Source organism: Paenibacillus sp. USHLN196, assembly GCF_037144955.1.
Taxonomy (GTDB): domain Bacteria; phylum Bacillota; class Bacilli; order Paenibacillales; family Paenibacillaceae; genus Paenibacillus; species Paenibacillus xylanexedens_C.
Map to the genome: position 1 here is coordinate 500,550 of NZ_JBBCYH010000002.1, position 16,316 is coordinate 516,865.

Annotated in this window: 16 protein-coding genes; all 16 read left to right on the forward strand. The window is 44.4% G+C overall.

Annotated elements, in window-relative coordinates; genetic code table 11:
- The first annotated feature begins 4 nt into the window (after positions 1 to 4).
- The 16 genes from WFI24_RS05460 to WFI24_RS05535 all read left to right on the forward strand — a co-directional run bounded on the left by WFI24_RS05460 (position 5) and on the right by WFI24_RS05535 (position 16,308).
- Positions 5 to 1,351 carry an O-antigen ligase family protein gene (locus WFI24_RS05460; RefSeq protein WP_336759345.1) on the forward strand — a complete coding sequence of 449 codons (1,347 nt, stop codon included), beginning with the start codon at positions 5 to 7 and terminating at the stop codon, positions 1,349 to 1,351.
- On the forward strand, positions 1,348 to 1,806 hold the full coding sequence (gene pssD, locus WFI24_RS05465) for a PssD/Cps14F family polysaccharide biosynthesis glycosyltransferase (protein WP_336759346.1): 459 nt from the start codon (positions 1,348 to 1,350) through the stop codon (positions 1,804 to 1,806). Before WFI24_RS05460 ends, pssD begins: the two co-directional genes overlap by 4 nt.
- Entirely contained in the window at positions 1,803 to 2,282 is a 480-nt protein-coding gene (gene pssE / locus WFI24_RS05470) for a PssE/Cps14G family polysaccharide biosynthesis glycosyltransferase (protein WP_336759347.1), read from the forward strand. The genes pssD and pssE overlap by 4 nt, the downstream gene beginning before the upstream one ends.
- Before the next feature lie 34 nt (positions 2,283 to 2,316).
- Positions 2,317 to 3,387, forward strand: coding sequence for a glycosyltransferase family 4 protein (locus WFI24_RS05475; protein ID WP_336759348.1), 1,071 nt, complete (start codon positions 2,317 to 2,319; stop codon positions 3,385 to 3,387).
- A 21-nt stretch (positions 3,388 to 3,408) separates the two neighbouring features.
- Positions 3,409 to 4,344 (forward strand): glycosyltransferase family 2 protein, encoded by a 936-nt coding sequence (locus tag WFI24_RS05480; protein ID WP_336759350.1) that lies wholly within the window; start codon positions 3,409 to 3,411, stop codon positions 4,342 to 4,344.
- 15 nt (positions 4,345 to 4,359) lie between these two features.
- Positions 4,360 to 5,382 carry a glycosyltransferase gene (locus WFI24_RS05485; RefSeq protein WP_336759351.1) on the forward strand — a complete coding sequence of 341 codons (1,023 nt, stop codon included), beginning with the start codon at positions 4,360 to 4,362 and terminating at the stop codon, positions 5,380 to 5,382.
- 26 nt (positions 5,383 to 5,408) lie between these two features.
- Positions 5,409 to 6,308: a glycosyltransferase gene (locus tag WFI24_RS05490; RefSeq protein ID WP_336759353.1), complete on the forward strand. Its 900-nt coding sequence runs from the start codon at positions 5,409 to 5,411 to the stop codon at positions 6,306 to 6,308.
- A gap of 10 nt (positions 6,309 to 6,318) precedes the next feature.
- The gene (locus WFI24_RS05495; protein WP_336759354.1) at positions 6,319 to 7,692 is read left to right on the forward strand and encodes a lipopolysaccharide biosynthesis protein; all 1,374 of its coding nucleotides are present in this window, start codon (positions 6,319 to 6,321) and stop codon (positions 7,690 to 7,692) included.
- Positions 7,679 to 8,707, forward strand: a complete 1,029-nt coding sequence (locus WFI24_RS05500; RefSeq protein ID WP_336759355.1) for a polysaccharide pyruvyl transferase family protein — start codon at positions 7,679 to 7,681, stop codon at positions 8,705 to 8,707. Before WFI24_RS05495 ends, WFI24_RS05500 begins: the two co-directional genes overlap by 14 nt.
- Positions 8,704 to 10,086 carry a sugar phosphate nucleotidyltransferase gene (locus tag WFI24_RS05505; protein WP_336759356.1) on the forward strand — a complete coding sequence of 461 codons (1,383 nt, stop codon included), beginning with the start codon at positions 8,704 to 8,706 and terminating at the stop codon, positions 10,084 to 10,086. The genes WFI24_RS05500 and WFI24_RS05505 overlap by 4 nt, the downstream gene beginning before the upstream one ends.
- Positions 10,087 to 10,118: 32 nt before the next feature.
- Entirely contained in the window at positions 10,119 to 11,450 is a 1,332-nt protein-coding gene (locus WFI24_RS05510) for a UDP-glucose dehydrogenase family protein (protein ID WP_336759358.1), read from the forward strand.
- A 14-nt stretch (positions 11,451 to 11,464) separates the two neighbouring features.
- Complete coding sequence (locus tag WFI24_RS05515) at positions 11,465 to 12,391, forward strand: LCP family glycopolymer transferase (protein ID WP_336759361.1); 927 nt, start codon at positions 11,465 to 11,467, stop codon at positions 12,389 to 12,391.
- Between the two features lie 20 nt (positions 12,392 to 12,411).
- Complete coding sequence (locus tag WFI24_RS05520; RefSeq protein WP_336759362.1) at positions 12,412 to 14,535, forward strand: hypothetical protein; 2,124 nt, start codon at positions 12,412 to 12,414, stop codon at positions 14,533 to 14,535.
- 117 nt (positions 14,536 to 14,652) lie between these two features.
- A complete protein-coding gene (locus WFI24_RS05525; RefSeq protein WP_336759364.1) occupies positions 14,653 to 15,147 on the forward strand; it encodes a VanZ family protein in 495 nt (164 codons plus the stop codon).
- Positions 15,148 to 15,252: 105 nt separating this feature from the next.
- Positions 15,253 to 15,774, forward strand: coding sequence for a hypothetical protein (locus WFI24_RS05530; protein WP_336759366.1), 522 nt, complete (start codon positions 15,253 to 15,255; stop codon positions 15,772 to 15,774).
- Between the two features lie 282 nt (positions 15,775 to 16,056).
- Positions 16,057 to 16,308: a hypothetical protein gene (locus WFI24_RS05535; RefSeq protein ID WP_143760279.1), complete on the forward strand. Its 252-nt coding sequence runs from the start codon at positions 16,057 to 16,059 to the stop codon at positions 16,306 to 16,308.
- The last annotated feature ends 8 nt before the right edge of the window (positions 16,309 to 16,316 follow it).

Genomic DNA, 16,316 nt, shown 5'->3' on the forward strand with positions numbered 1-16,316 from the left:
AGATATGCAAAAAACAGACTATTTCGCTTCTTCTAGAGGGAATACGTTATATATCATTCTTTCCTCGTTAATCATTATCGGCATGGCAGTATACTTACCGATCATCTCAATCATGGCATTAGGATTGCTGATTCTGTTTGGGATATATATGAAACATCCAAGTTGGGTCTATATGATTGTGATCGGTACATTCTCGCTATCCATGGACAAAATCTTCAGAATGCAAATGATGGGTTTTGACGCATCTTCCTTTTACAAATTGCTGATCCTGTTTTTCATACTTCCTATTTTTATGAGGTATGGATTGAAAAAACAATTCATTTATCCGGCTTTGGTTGTAGGGTATCTCTTTGTTCAGAGTTATTTTTTATCTGTCATGCCAAGCAAGATGAGCCCACTTGATCCCTTTAAGGCTTTTTTGGGATTAGTTGTTCCCTTCCTGTTACTGATGGTGAATTTTCCGAAGGAAGTTAGTAAAAGGATCATCAGAGTTCTGGCCTGGCTTCCCGTGTTTAGTTTGATTGGTGGTCTCATTCTGCAGCAATTGGGTATGTTATCCATCGCAAATCTGGAGGGTTCAGGCGTAAGTCGTTTACAGGGAGCTAATATTGCGGCGCATTTGGGAATGCTTTGTTTTATTTCGATCTGTGTTTGTCTGATGGAGATTCGATACAAAAATCAGGTGATCCTGAATTATGCTCTTACACTAACCCATTTTATTATTTTGATTCAAACGGGTACTCGCGGACCTTTGCTTGCACTGATCCCCATCGTCGGTATGTATTTAATCGATCATGTTAGGAAATTTGTGAAGGGCAGAACGAGTGCTCTTCTTCCTGTTGTTTTATTTCTGGCAGCCGTCTCCGTGATGGTTGTTTTACAGTGGGACAATTATGAGTTGAGGCAGGAGAGTAAGGGATTATCAGGTAGAGACTCAGCTTGGGCTTTTTTCACCAAAAAAGCGAATGAGTTCCCTATTTTTGGTCAGGGACTGGGCTCTGCCTTGGTTGCTAATGATGGCAGTATCTTTTCAGGATTTACCGTTCCCCATAATGAATACATCCGCTTTTATTATGATGGGGGACTCGTAGGGGCTTTGCTGATTTTTGGAGCCTTATTATTTGTATACAAAAAGGTGTATAGCAAGTTGAATCGTCTCGTGAAACCTTATTTTGTTGGGATGATTGTTGGATTTTCCATCTACTCTTTTGTCGATAATACATTATCCACCATTCATTTAATTGCTCCTTTTTGTGTTTATCTTAATGCGTTATATCAGATTAGTGATGAGAAACGCGTTGACTCTGATAATCCCCAGGAGTTTGTCCATCGAAAGGAGATCGTGCAATGAAAGTCTGTCTAGTAAGTTCTACAGGTGGCCATCTGAATCAATTGTTAAACCTGATTCCTGCGGTGGAAGATCATGATTACTTTTTGGTAACGGAAAGAAGCGAAGCAAGCAGTAAATTGAATCTTTCCAATCGAACCTATTTCCTGTCTCAGCAGGAGCGAAAGAATATCCTGTTCCTGTTTATTGTTCTGAGGAATATCATAGCTTCGTTGTTCATTCTGCTGAAAGAACGCCCCAAAGTTCTGATTACCACTGGAGCCGGAGCTGTCTATCCCCTGTGCTTACTTGGGAAATTGATGGGAGCTAAGCTTGTTTTTGTGGAAAGTTACGCCAAAATATATTCGCCGACCCTGACGGGGAGAATGATATATAAGTTTGCCGATGAATTTTATATCCAATGGGAAACACTTCAAGAGGCTTATCCGAACGCGAAGTATAGGGGGGCTTTATTTTGATCTTTGTCGTGCTAGGAACACAGCGATTCCAGTTTAACCGACTTTTGAAAGCCGTCGATCATCTCATCCAGGAGGGGCAGATGCCTTCTGAGGTTCTTGTGCAATCCGGTTACAGTGAATATAAGCCGCTGCATTATCAACAAAAGCCCTTTTTTAATCAGGAAGAGATGAATGATCATATTGCGAAAAGTGAATTTGTCCTGTCCCACGCGGGAGTAGGGGTCATTACCAGTGCACTGCAGATGAACAAAAAGGTAATCGTGATGCCAAGGCGGAAGGATCATGGGGAACATGTGGATAATCATCAACTGGAGATCGCAAAAGTGTTTCAAGATAAAGGATATATTTCGGTAGCTCAGAACGAAGATGAACTCCACGCATTAATAGCTAATATTGATAAACTCGACTTTCAACCCTATGTGAAAAGTAACTCGCAGTTGCTCTCCTCTATTAAGGGTTATATTAATTCTCTTTGATGGGATGGGTTCGTTACGATTCAAAAGGAGTGGAATGATGAAACCTAAGGTGCTGGTCATAGGTTCTTCTACGAAGGACATGGGCGGAATTGTAAGTGTCATTGTCAATATTGAAAATTCATTGATCGCCGAGCAGTACCATTTACAACGGATTGAAACCTACATTACGGGTAGTGTGCTCGCACGACTAATCATCTTCATCAAAGGTTTTCTTCAATTTCTCGTGAAACTCGTTACATTCAAACCGGACATGATTCATATTCATATGTCTTACAATGGGAGTTTCTATCGTAAGGCGTTGTTCATTCTCGTTGGCCGTAAAATATTCAGGGTACCAGTGATTGTCCATATTCATGCTTCCAGCTTCGATGTGTTCTATAATCGGCATCCCTTGCAACAGAAGCTATGTAAGTATGTCTTGAATCAAGTGGATAAATTAATTGTACTGTCGTATACATGGAAGAGCTTTTTTTCTCGGATCGTTCCTGAATCCAAAATCGAAGTGCTTTATAATGGCGTATTCATTAAAGAACCTCCGGTTAGAGAAGAGCATCAGGTTCCACGATGCTTGTTCATGGGCCGTCTTGGCAAGAGAAAAGGTGTGTATGATCTCCTGTTAGCTATTCAACAATTGAAGCAAAGAGGGGTCGAAGCGGTCTTTACACTGGCTGGCGATGGGGAAGTTAATGAAGTTCGCGCGCTGGTTGAGCATTACGGCATCACAGAATACGTGGAAGTGCCGGGATGGATTAGAGGCGAGGAGAAGGAACGTTTGCTTCACCATGCGGATCTACTAGTTCTACCTTCCTATCACGAAGGGCTTCCAATGGCAATCTTGGAGGCTATGAATGAAGGCTTACCGATTGTTTCTACTCGGGTCGGTGGCATACCTGAAGTGATTACGGATGAGTTAAATGGATTTCTCGTTGAACCTGGTGATATAACAGCTCTGGCACATGTGCTGGAAAGACTTATTCTGGATAAAGAACTGAGAATGCAAATGGGATTGAACAATAAGGAACTGGTCACATCCAAGTTCAACATGAACAGTCTCATTGAAAATTTATCGTCCATCTATGACAAGGTGCACATGAAAGTGTCCTAGTTTCAAGGGAAAGGTGGTTCTATGGAAGCATTGGTAAGTTGTATTATAACAACGCATAACCGCGCTGAATTATTGAAAAAAGCCATGGCAAGTGTGCTGGCGCAGACCTATCCCTTTCTGGAAATTATTATTGTGGATGATGGCTCACAGGATCATACCGAAGAGGTATGCAGAGCATGGACTAAGGAAGATCACAGAATACAATATATCCAGGTTCCATATGCTCAAGGTGCTAATCATGCCCGAAATTTAGGGATACAACGTGCGAATGGGAAATATATTGCGTTCCTGGACGATGATGATCAGTGGCTACCTGATAAAATTCAATCCCAGACCCGAGCTTTGGAGCAAAATAAAGAACTCTTTTGCTTTTGCAGTAAAGTCCTTGTCTATGTGGATCAGGATCACAAGGTGACTCGCAGGAAAGTGTCGGTTGAATCCAGAGATCTCGTATTCTATCAGGATTTGCTGACCTACAACTGGATCGGGGAAACCTCCAAGATCATGGTACAGACCCAGTTGGCACGCTCCGTCATGTTTGATGAACAATTAACCTCGGCACAAGACTATGATTTCTATCTTCGTATTTTGCAAAGAGGACATCATGCGATCAATATCAGGGAACCTCTTGTGCATATCTATATTCATCAGGGGCCACGAATCTCTACCTCATCCAAGAAAAAGTTTCAGGGACAACGAAAAGTACTGATTAAGTATTACAAGGATATGAGCGAGGAACAAAAGAGGCGTCAACTTCATCATTATCGCATGATGGAATGGTCCAAGAATCCGAAGCGAAATGTTCTTTTTCTCAAAAATACGTTGGCTCTTTATCCATGGTGGAAAAATTTCACGTTATTCAAGCGCAATATCAGGACCATACTGGTCGGTTATCGCTTGAGAAAACAGTTCCGAAGCGAAGCGTTGAGCAAAGAAGAGTATAAAGGAACAGCCTAAAGCAGAGGTGTAGTCATGCGTGAACCTGTAGTTTACATGTTGCCCAAAATGATCAAGACGAACAAATTCAATGAATTATTATCGCAGTCCATCGAAGATCAGGGATGGGATGTGAAGCATTTTTCCAAAAAAGACTTAAAACATGTCCGTAAGAATGATGTACTTCATTTTCACTGGCCGAGTTTTTATTACAAAGGAAGCAACGCGTTCTCGACATTCATCAAGTCCATATTTTTCATTCTCATGATTATGTATGTGCGACTAAAGGGTGCGAAGTTGTTCTGGACGGTTCATAACATATGGCCGCATAACAGCGGCAGAACGTGGCATGATTACTGGATGAGGACGTTTCTTGTGCGGAATTGTACCAAACTGATTGTAATGGGCAAACCGCTCATTCGCAGCGTAAGTGAGACGTTTCATGTGCCTGAGAACAAGATTGAAGTCATCCCTCACGGTCATTATCAGGGGGTATATGGACGAACAGGGCAGAATATCAGAGACCTCTTTAACATCCCGGCAAATGACTATGTCTTTGCTTTTTTTGGTCAGGTTTCACCATATAAAGGGGTGGATGATCTAATCAAGGCGTTCAAACAACTGGATTGGAAGGATGCTCATCTGTTGATTGCTGGCAAGAAGGCACCTGACTATGATCTGGAGGATTCAATACGCCATTCGGATCGTATTCACACGTATTTTAATTTTATTCAGGATGGGGAGTACTCGGATTACTTTGAAGCTATTGATTCGATGATTCTTCCGTATAAAAATATTGCGACATCAGGCAGTGCAATTCTGGCACTGTCTTTTGGTAAACCTGTCGTTGCCCCAAGAATGGGGCTCATGGAAGAGTACTTGCCCGAGAGCTGTGCAGTATTATATGACCCTTTGGATCAGGAGGGGTTGGAAGAAGCTATGAGAAAGATCCGTGCGAAGGATGAAGAGTTCAGGGAAGGCAATGGATTCCAATCTATGCTTGATAAGTTGGAATGGTCAGGGATCGCGAAGCGAACAATTTCGCTCTATACGATCTAAATCAATGAGGATGCGGGGACGATCGAATGAAAGCCACTGTAGCCATTTGCACGTATAACAGAGCCTATGATCTGAGTGAATCCATTCATAGTGCTATCAGACAACATGTTGAATATGACTATGAAGTTATCGTGATTGATAACAATTCGACAGATCATACAGCTCAGCTTGTTCAGGAGATCCAGGCCGGCGAAGGCGTAAATAACGTCAAGTATATCCTGGAGAAAAAGCCGGGCTTATCGGCGGCAAGGAATCGAGCCATTCGTGAAGCGCGCGGGGAGTACATTCTTTTCCTGGATGATGATGCTATCGCATCTCCGCTATGGATTCAACATATCGTTGATGTATTCGAAAGAGACTCTTCAATTGGATGTGTGGGGGGCAAGATTGAACCACTCTGGGAGAGCCAGAAGCCGGACTGGATTCCTAGCGAGAACTTGTCGCTTTATACCATTTTGGATTATGCGGACCATGTAGTTGAGATGCCTAATCCATCCATACCGTTCGGTGCGAATGTGGCGTTTCGTACACAGCTCTTTCAGGACATTGCGCCTTTTCGTGAAGACCTGGGAAGAGTGGGGAAGAACTTGTTATCCAATGAAGAGAGTGAGCTGATCTCGCGGATCAGGGTCCAACATAAAGTGTTTTATACGCCCTTCGGCTCTGTTCAGCACAAGGTATCCAAAGAACGAACGACCAAGAACTGGTTTTTGAGACGTGTCTTCTGGCAAGGCGTCAGTGATGCTGTTCGTAAAAAAGACAAGGGCGCGATTCGAATGATAAAACACGCTATTCGTCTGGGGCAAGGGGTTATTCGAGCCTTATTATGCATTTACAGTCCGAAGCGTTTCACCCGGCAACTGGCTCAAATCTGTTACCGGAACGGTCTGATCATCGGGATACTCAGATATAACAGTAAGGAATGAGGAATAGTTCATGTCACAACTCGCGCTCCCAAAACTCTTAAAAGGCAATAGTCTGTTACAAACCATTGTGCATACCAGTGGAACAAACGTCATTATTATGGTCTTTACCACGATTACATCGATCATTACTTCTCGAATGTTTGGTGTTGAGGGTAAGGGAGCTTTTTCGGCTATCTTGTTCTGGCCGACATTTCTGATTGGTCTGGTAAGTTGGGGACTTCCAACCTCGATTATCTATAACCTGAAACGGGAAGCTGCTGAGAAAAGTGCTGAATATTTGCGACTTAGCTTCATGGTCCAAATTCCGATTAGCTTTATCCTTGGGGCGATTGCCTGGATCTATATGCCTTCCTGGATGGCGGATTACCCGCCAGAAGTCATTACGATTGCCCGCTGGTTTACCGTCACCAGTATTCCGGTACTGATCCTGATTAATCTGTTATCTGCCCTGTCGCAGAGTCGTGACAGATTCCAGGTTTATAACGGGATACGGTTATATAACCCCGTGCTGAAAGTGATTGTCATGATCTCCTTATGGTTACTTGGTGCGATGAGCATTGGAATGGCTTCTTTTGTATCCATAGCGAGTTCAGTGATTGTTGTCGCATGGGCAGCATATACGCTCAGAGAAAGTCTGAAGTTTAAGTGGTTTACCAGGGCGATTGATCGAAAGGCAGCCAAAAATCTGTTTGGATACGGCAGTCGGGTATTTGGTGTGGAACTCCTCGGCACCCTCTACACCCAGTTCGACAAGATTATTATATTGGCTCTGCTCACCCCTAGAGATTTCGGACTCTATTCCGTCGTCTTTGCGTTATCTCGCATTTATAATGCGGTGCAAAATGCAATAAGCAGTGTTGTATTCCCCAAGGTCACCGGATTACCACAGGATCAGGTCATTCGTACCGTTGGGCGAGCATTCCGACTCTCTTTAATTATCATGACAATCATCGTCGTGCCAACCATGTTTGTAGGGAATTGGCTGATGGGTGTTTTGTTCGGTAAGGAGTTTTTGGAGGCGAGTCAGGCATTTTATATTTTGGCTTTTGAATGTATTATTGGCGGCGGTTCCTGGATTCTCGCTTCTGCATTCAATGCTTTGGGAAGACCGGGGCTGGTTATGATCAGACAACTCATTGCGTTGTCTGTCACGATTGGTCTGTTTTTTGTACTTACTCCCCTATGGGGATTAAACGGTATCGCCATTGCCCTGCTCATCGGCTCGATCGTGCGTATGCTGGTCACCGTTGCAGCGATGAAGATTGCGTTTAAAGTCAAATTCAGTGGCATGTTTTTTGACAAAAAGGATATTGCTTTCCTAGTTGAACGGTTGAATAAAAAAAGAAGAGTTACCCAAGGAGGAGATGGAGATGCTGGGCACTAACAATATTCATCCCATGGAAGAGTTGAAGGGACACTTACTTCAGATTCTGAAGGTCATTCCCCCGCGTACCGATATCTATTATCTGGATTACCCGGTTCACAGCAATGGTGGAGACTTGCTGATTATGAAAGGTACGGAAGCTTTCTTCCGAGACAATCATATTAATGTACTTGCCAGGTACAGCATTCTGGATTGCCCTTTGTCCCTCAAGGTACCGGAAGGTATCACGATCGTACTGCACGGAGGAGGCAACTTTGGCGATCTGTACCCGGCTCATCAGAAATTGAGAGAACGAATGATTGCCCAGCATCCCAATCACCGGATTGTCATTCTGCCTCAGACGATGTTTTACAAAAGTGATATTGAATTGAAAAAGACAGCACAGGTATTCAATCGCCATAGGGATGTACACTTTTTTGTTCGGGATACATTATCTTATGAGATTGCCAGTAAAGAGTTTCAACAAACGAACGTATATCTTTCTCCGGATATGGCGCATCAGTTGTGGCCTCTCAAGTCCAAAAGCCAACCTGTTGCCGAGATGCTCTATTTCTTTCGGAAAGATATTGAGAAAACTAAGAATCAGGTACATTACGAATCCATCAGTGGACCCAAGGCCACATTTAAAGACTGGGAGACATTGTACAACCGGGTAGACCGGAAGATCATTCGCATGATCTCATCCCGGTTGAAATCAGGGAAAGGCAACACTCTCGCCCGTTGGTTGTGGTACAAATATTCTGATCGGATGGTACATACGGCCGTAAAGGAATTCAATAAATACAAAACCGTCACGACATCTCGTCTGCATGGACATATTCTGGCTTGTCTCCTGGATCAACCGAACATTCTGCTGGATAATTCGTATGGCAAGAACTCGAATTATTATGCGGCCTGGACGAAGAACAATCCGGCAGGCAGACTGGAAGCTGGTCAGACCAGCACATATAACCAACCAGCCAAGGCAGGTAAAGGATCTGGGGCGGTTGTGCTCTCGGATGGAGCAGCCCTATGAGAAGTATTTTGTTATCCGGTGGTTCGGGAAAGCGTCTATGGCCGTTATCCAACGATTCAAGATCCAAGCAGTTTCTTAAAGTGCTTCATGGACCGGAGGGGAGTACAGAATCGATGGTACAGCGGGTATGGCGACAGCTGAATCATGCCGGACTTGCATCACAGGCGCTTATCGCAACCAGTTTGCCTCAGGTGGAGATTTTGACTTCACAGCTTGGAGACGATGTAAAACTGGTCGTGGAGCCTGAGCGCAGAGATACGTTCCCTGCTATTGCACTCGCCGCTTCCTATCTGTATTCAGTGGAGAGTGTGAGTCTGAGTGAAACGGTTGCTGTACTTCCAGTAGATCCTTTTGTTGAAAAGGAATTCTTCGAGGTTTTGGCCACCTTGCCTGAGATGCTCGATAAGTCAGGGGCAGATCTGGCCTTAATGGGAGTGGTACCGACCTACCCGTCAGAGAAGTACGGATATATCATTCCGCAATCTTCATCTCCCAGTGAAAGTAGCAACGAATACGTTAATGTAGCGAAGTTCCAGGAGAAACCCTGCGAATCCGATGCAGCCCTCATGATTGAGCAGGCTGCATTATGGAATTGCGGGGTTTTTGCTTTTAAGCTGGAGTATTTGATCAATTTGCTCATTGAGATGGAGCTGCCCATCCAGTACGACGAGATGCTGAAACAATATGGACGATTGCAGAAAATCAGTTTTGATTACCAGGTTGTCGAGAAGGCAAATCAGGTTATTGCCATTCCTTACAATGGATTCTGGAAAGATCTTGGAACCTGGAACACCCTTACCGAAGAGATGGGAACTCCTGTTGTAGGTAAAGGTTGGATTACGGATGATTCTCACGATACTCACCTGATCAATGAATTGAACATTCCGGTTGCCGTCTTGGGGTTGTCGGGTGTGGTGGTGGCTGTGAGTCCGGATGGCATTCTGGTCAGTGACAAAGAAGCGAGTCCACGGATCAAAGAGATCGTGAAAAACGAGGATCAACGCCCCATGTATGAGGAGCGCAGGTGGGGGTGCTACCGAGTGCTGGATTATACGAGAAATGAAGCCGGCGGTGAGGTTCTCACGAAACGAATCTGCATCAGTGCCGGGAAGAACCTGAGCTATCAATATCACCTACTCCGCAATGAGGTATGGACAGTTGTATCGGGGACAGGGGAATTGATTCTGGATGGCAAGCGTCGAACGATCAGCCAGGGAGATACGGTGATTATCGATCGAAGCATGCTTCATTCTGTCAGAGCGGTTACTGAACTTGAGATCATTGAAGTGCAGATCGGTAGTCAGCTGATTGAGGAAGATATCGTTAGAGTATCCATTGAATGGCAGGACATTGTTCAGACTTATATGAAGCACGTTTAACCAAGACTTTATGATATGGGGGAGATGTTGGAATGAATATTACGGTGATTGGCACAGGTTATGTAGGTTTGGTATCGGGCGTATGTTTTTCGGAACTGGGAAATAACGTGATCTGTGTCGACAATAATGTAGAAAAAGTGACAATGCTGACGGGTGGTCATGTTCCAATCTATGAACCGGGACTCAAGGAAGTCATGACTTCCAATATGAAAGCAGGCAGGCTGTCCTTCACCACTAACATTCAGGATGCCATCAGTCGTTCAGATATCATTATCATCGCGGTAGGAACGCCATCCCTACCGAATGGTGAAGCGAATCTGAGTTATATTGAGCTTGTTGCACGAGAAATTGGTTCTTATATGGATAATTATAAAATAATAATGACTAAAAGCACTGTTCCTGTCGGAACCAATGATCGTATTCAGGAATGGATCAGCAGTTTGACAAGTCATCCGTTCGACATGGCATCGGTACCTGAGTTCCTTCGGGAAGGCACGGCTGTGAAGGATACATTGTATCCTGACCGGATAGTCATTGGGACACATAGTGAGCGGGCAGTCGCCACACTGAAGGAGCTGCATCAGCCACTAACCGATCAGATTATTGTAACGGATATTCGTTCGGCGGAGATGATTAAGTATGCCTCCAACGCTTTCCTGGCAACCAAGATTTCCTTTATCAACGAAATTTCTAATATCTGTGAAAAGGTAGGGGCGGATGTTGGTCGCGTTGCTGAAGGCATGGGGTATGACAGACGAATCGGTGCATCTTTTCTCAAGGCAGGCATTGGTTATGGAGGTTCCTGTTTCCCTAAGGATACACAAGCTCTGATTCAAATTGCAGGCAATGTCGATTATGACTTCAAACTGCTGAAATCCGTTGTGGAAGTGAACAAGGATCAACGTTTCAACGTGATTCGTAAGCTCGAAGAGGCATTAGACGTACTGGATGGCAAACAAATTGCGGTCTGGGGTCTTGCCTTCAAACCGGATACGGATGATGTACGAGATGCACCGGCGGTTGAAATTATCCAACGACTGCTTGATCAGGGAGCAACGGTTAAAGCTTACGATCCTATTGCTACGGAGAATTTCCGAAAGGAGGTTGATTCACCGGCAATTACATGGACTTCTAGTGCAATGGAAGCCGCCGAGGATGCCGATGCGCTCTGTGTACTAACCGAATGGAAGGAGTTTATGGAGGTAGATCTGACGGAACTGGCAGCCCATATGAAGCAACCGATTCTAATCGATGGAAGAAACATTTATGAAGAAGACCAGATCAAGGACACTGCTTTTCAATATTACTCTGTAGGTCGTCCAGGTTTAACGAATATTGATGGAAGAAAAACCGCAGTTCTGTAACCGGGGGCATGAACATGAAACTCAAACTGGGGATCAAAATTACGTTAGCAGTTCTCATCTTTATGATAGCCATTGTACTTGGGTACGCAATCTATCTGTACCTTCATGTGAAATCAGCTGCAGACAACATCTATGAGCCCCGGGAACCAATCAAGCAGGTATCTATTGTGGACAACAGGGGAGGCGGCAGGTTCCCCATTGATATGGAGAATCAGGAACCGTTCAACGCCCTGATTCTGGGTGTGGATGAGCGAGCCAATGATCGTGGACGCTCCGACACCATGATCGTGCTCAGTGTGAATCCAGCTCAAAAATCTGTGCTCATGTTTAATATCCCTCGCGATACGCGCACGAGCATCGTGGGGCATGGAACAGAGGACAAAATCAACCATGCCTATGCCTTTGGCGGTGTGAACATGTCTGTGCAAACGGTTGAACAATTCCTCGGAGTCCCCATGGACTATTATTTGAAAGTGGATATGGAAGGATTCGCTAAAGTTATCGATTTGGTTGGTGGGGTAGATGTCCACAATCCTTTTGCCTTTGAATATGAGGGTCATCGATTTGAGAAGGGCACCCTTCACTTGGATGGTGCGAGTGCACTGGGATTTTCACGCATGCGTTATGATGATCCCAAGGGTGATCTTGGGCGAAATGACCGGCAGCGTGAAATTATCAAACAGGTATTGAAAAACACCGTTCAGATATCTACTGTATTTCAGTTGGAGTCGTTGCTCGGAGAAGTGAGCGAGCATGTCAAAACAGACATTTCATTTGATGAGATGAAGCAAATGCTCACTAATTATCGTAACGTGCTGGAGCATGTTGAATCGGTTGAAATTAAAGGTACAGGTAAGAAAATCGACGGAGTATATTACTATATGGTGGAACAGTCTGAGAAGAATCGGATACATCAGTTGATCAAAGAACACTCCGGTTAAATGGATAAGGGGTGAACCACATGCGTATGTTCAGGCTTCCAAAATTGGTATTCATCGTCATTTTAATGTATACACTTATGATTCCGACAACCCAAAATGTTGTTCAGTCTGCTGAAAGTTATCAATGGGATCAAATACCCATTGGCGGTGGAGGTTACATTACAGCGGTTGTTGTTCACCCAACGGAACCTGATTTGGTCTATGCTCGTACGGATATTGGCGGTGTCTATCGGCTTGATCCCGTAAATAACAGGTGGATTCCTTTGTTGGATCATATTGAACCTGATGAAAGTAATCTATATGGCATCGATGGCATCGCACTGGATCATCAGAATCCGGATATTATCTATGTTGCTGCCGGAAAGTATGCGAATGGGAGTCCCAGTGACATTCTGAAGTCGACAGATCGGGGTGCCACATGGACCCGAACAGGATTGAATCTTCGTAATGTTTCGAATGGAAATATTCATAGGGCCATGGGGGAGAGTATCGCTGTCAACCCATCAAACTCGAACTATCTGCATGTGGGCACAAGATACGATGGATTATATACATCCAGTAATGGCGGAGTTACATGGAGCCATGTACGTGAGGTTCCCTATGGACTCTCAGGGCAGGGGATTCGTAGCGTTGTATATGGAGTTAATCCTGCAGCCAAGCATGAGCAAGTTGTGTATGCGGGGATAAGAGGTGTTGGAATCTTTTCCAAAATGAAACGAAGCAATGGCCAGATGACCTGGGAATTGATTAGGAATAGCCCAGAGAGTACAGCACGAATGACAGTTTCCAAAAGTGGGATTTTGTATGTGACTACGGATAACCGTGGAGTTCTGAAATATAATGGAAAGCAATGGACCAATGTTACTCCGAGTTCGGCATATTCATCCTATTATGGTATAAGTATTGATCCCTCCAATGATAATCACATTTTGGCTTCTGTTCGAACAGGCGGCAGTAACTTACCCTTATATCGCTCCACCAATAGTGGTCAAACCTGGACCAACGTGAACAAAACGTTAAACGACAGACCCCCATGGTGGACATCCAACATGTTCTTTTCGGCGACATCAAGTGTTGTGTTTGATCCCCATCATCCCGGAAGAGTATATGCCTCCGATTGGTCAGGGGTATTTAAGACAGATAACATCACACAGCCAATGACGCAATGGGATGCGATTACAGATGGACATGAGGAAGTCGTTGCCCTTTCAGCTGCGACACCACCTCAAGGGGCTTCTTTTTTTAGTGGTGTAGCTGATCAGATTGGGTTCAGGCATTCGGATGTGTTTAACACACCTATCAGAAAGCTCCCACTTGCAGGCATGCAGGAAGTGGTTAGCATCGATTATCACGAGGCAGATCCCAATCAGATCATTTATTTGGGGAGCAACGATTGGTATGGAACCATCACCAAGCTATTTGTGTCAACCGATAATGGACTGACGACAACCCCTGTGGATGTTCCTGCCGGCTCTCAATTGGGGCGTGTAGCTTATTCGGCTTCGAATCCGAATTTGATTATTTATTTGCCGCAGAAAGGCAACGCAGTGAGGAGCACAAATAAGGGTGTAACCTGGCAAAGTATGAATGGACTCCCGTCAATCAATACAGGTGGCGATTCCATATTCACGTATAATCAGACGCTGGCAGCTGATCGAACGAATGGGAATAAGTTTTATACGTATTTCTCTGGACATTTGTATCGAACAACTAACGGTGGAGCTAACTGGATTAAGGCGAATATAGCTGCATTGCCGAAAAGTGAGAAAATCAAGGTGGAGGCTGCGCCGGGAATGGAAAATGTAGTCTGGGTGAGTCTGGGGGGAGCAGGCTTATATGCTTCACATACTTCCGGGGCTACGTTCACCAAAATACAAAATGTACAATCGTCTGATTTATTTGCTTTTGGAAAAGGGAAATCAGGAGTGTCTAATCCTGCAGTCTTTATCTATGGCACGGTCAATCAGGTGAAAGGATTCTTCCGTTCCGATAATATGGGACTCACCTGGAATAATATCACACCTGTGACTGGTATCGGTCTCGGTAATGAGCCCCAAGTGATGGAAGCCGACCGGCAGACGTATGGAAAGGTCTACGTAGGTACGAATGGCCGTGGATTATTTACAGGCTATTTTGTTCAATAAACTGTACTTGGCTCTATAAGAAGTATAGAAAGAGATATGAAAGTGGTGATTACAATTCTAATACAGGAGGGCTCCCGGCGTAGGCGACATAACCATAAGCGGAGAAGATACGGGTACGTGATCTCCATACTTCTGATTGTTTCGTGGATTTTATTCATCTGGTCCATGTCCGCACAATCCTATCAGCAACAGACCATTCAGCCTTGGCTTCATCAATGGTCTGAACAAATCCAATGGGCATTAAGCTTGCCTGATATTCAGTTCACTTATGGTGAGCATCATTATTCACTGAACGCACGACCCTATGACTTTGCCGAGTTCATATTTCGTAAAAGTGCGCATGTATTTGTTTATGCTGTGCTAGCTGTACTTGTCTATTGTGGGATGCGTTATCGAAGAAGTGATATGAAGATCTGTATAGGAATTGCACTGGCTACGGTGGTCGTGATCGCATCAATTGATGAATATATCCAGCAATTCAGCCCCAATCGGACAGCTTCCATTCGAGATGTGGGAGTTGATCTAATTGGTGGTCTCTGTGGTGTTATGTTGTGGATAGCGGGCGTAGCGATCTATCGGAGAATAACATCAATTAGAAGCTCTCATCGCTAAAGAACGTGATTTCCCAGGAAATGCTGCCTTCAGAACCCGCTTCTAGCTTCTACTTGTCTGCTATCCATCATAAAGTGTATGGAGTAGGACAAGGAGGGGTGAGACATGCTGCGAAGAAGGAATAGGAATGCTTTGCTCAAGAAGATAGGCTTCATAGCAATCATTTTGATATTGCTATGGTTGATCGGCAGAACCATTCCGTATTTATTTCGGGCAGATACACCGGATGAAGCTGCTGCTATTGCCGAAGAGTTTTACAAATATGAGCAGTCGGGTGACTTTGGCAGTTCGTGGGAATTGTTTCATCCCCTGATGAAAGAGCGGTTTCCAAAGAGCGCATATGTACAGAACCGAGCACATATATTCATGCAGCATTTTGGCGTGGAGACCTTTGAACTGGAGATGGAAGAGCCGGAGCGTGAGTTTGATGTAACGGTAGTGGATGGCGTGAAGCCATTCTCCGAAGCTTACAGAATCCGGGTTACCCAGACGTACTCAGGAACCTTTGGGCAATTCGATATTGTGCAGACCTGTTATCTGGTAGAGGATGGGCATGAGTGGACCTTACTCTGGTATTATCCAGATTCAAAGAATGAGGATACCCCGAAGGAAAATGACAGTGAATGATGAAGCATTGTCGTGAAAGCAACTGGAACTACGGGATAATAATATTCACACATACCTTGAACCGAATTGTATCATTTACCTAACATCAAGCTCTGTAAATGCGAGACTTTTGTCGCATTTATGGAGCTTTTTTTGTATTTTACTTCATTTCATTGCTCTAAAGCCTTGACATTAGTCCCGGTGTCAAGTAAATTACGAGGTAGATACAAAATGTATCAATTTTCAGCGTCTAACGACAAATAACAGGGACTTCTAAGCTCCTTGTGAGGGGAAGGAATATCATTGATCGAAACGGGCCGCTTTTACTGTGTCAGTTGTGGGATGATTGTGTCGGTCACTAGAAGCTCTGTCGAAATGAAGGAAGAGGGCAATGGAGGCAATCACGTATTTCGCACCGGATTCTACCGGAGTGAAATGCCGCTTGGATGCTGTGAAGCGTGTGTAGTTGAAGCGAAACGTCAGGGGAAATCCCAGTTTGCGGGACAATATACTAAAGATTATGATACACTATGTTCATATGAGAAACGGGCATGAAGTATATG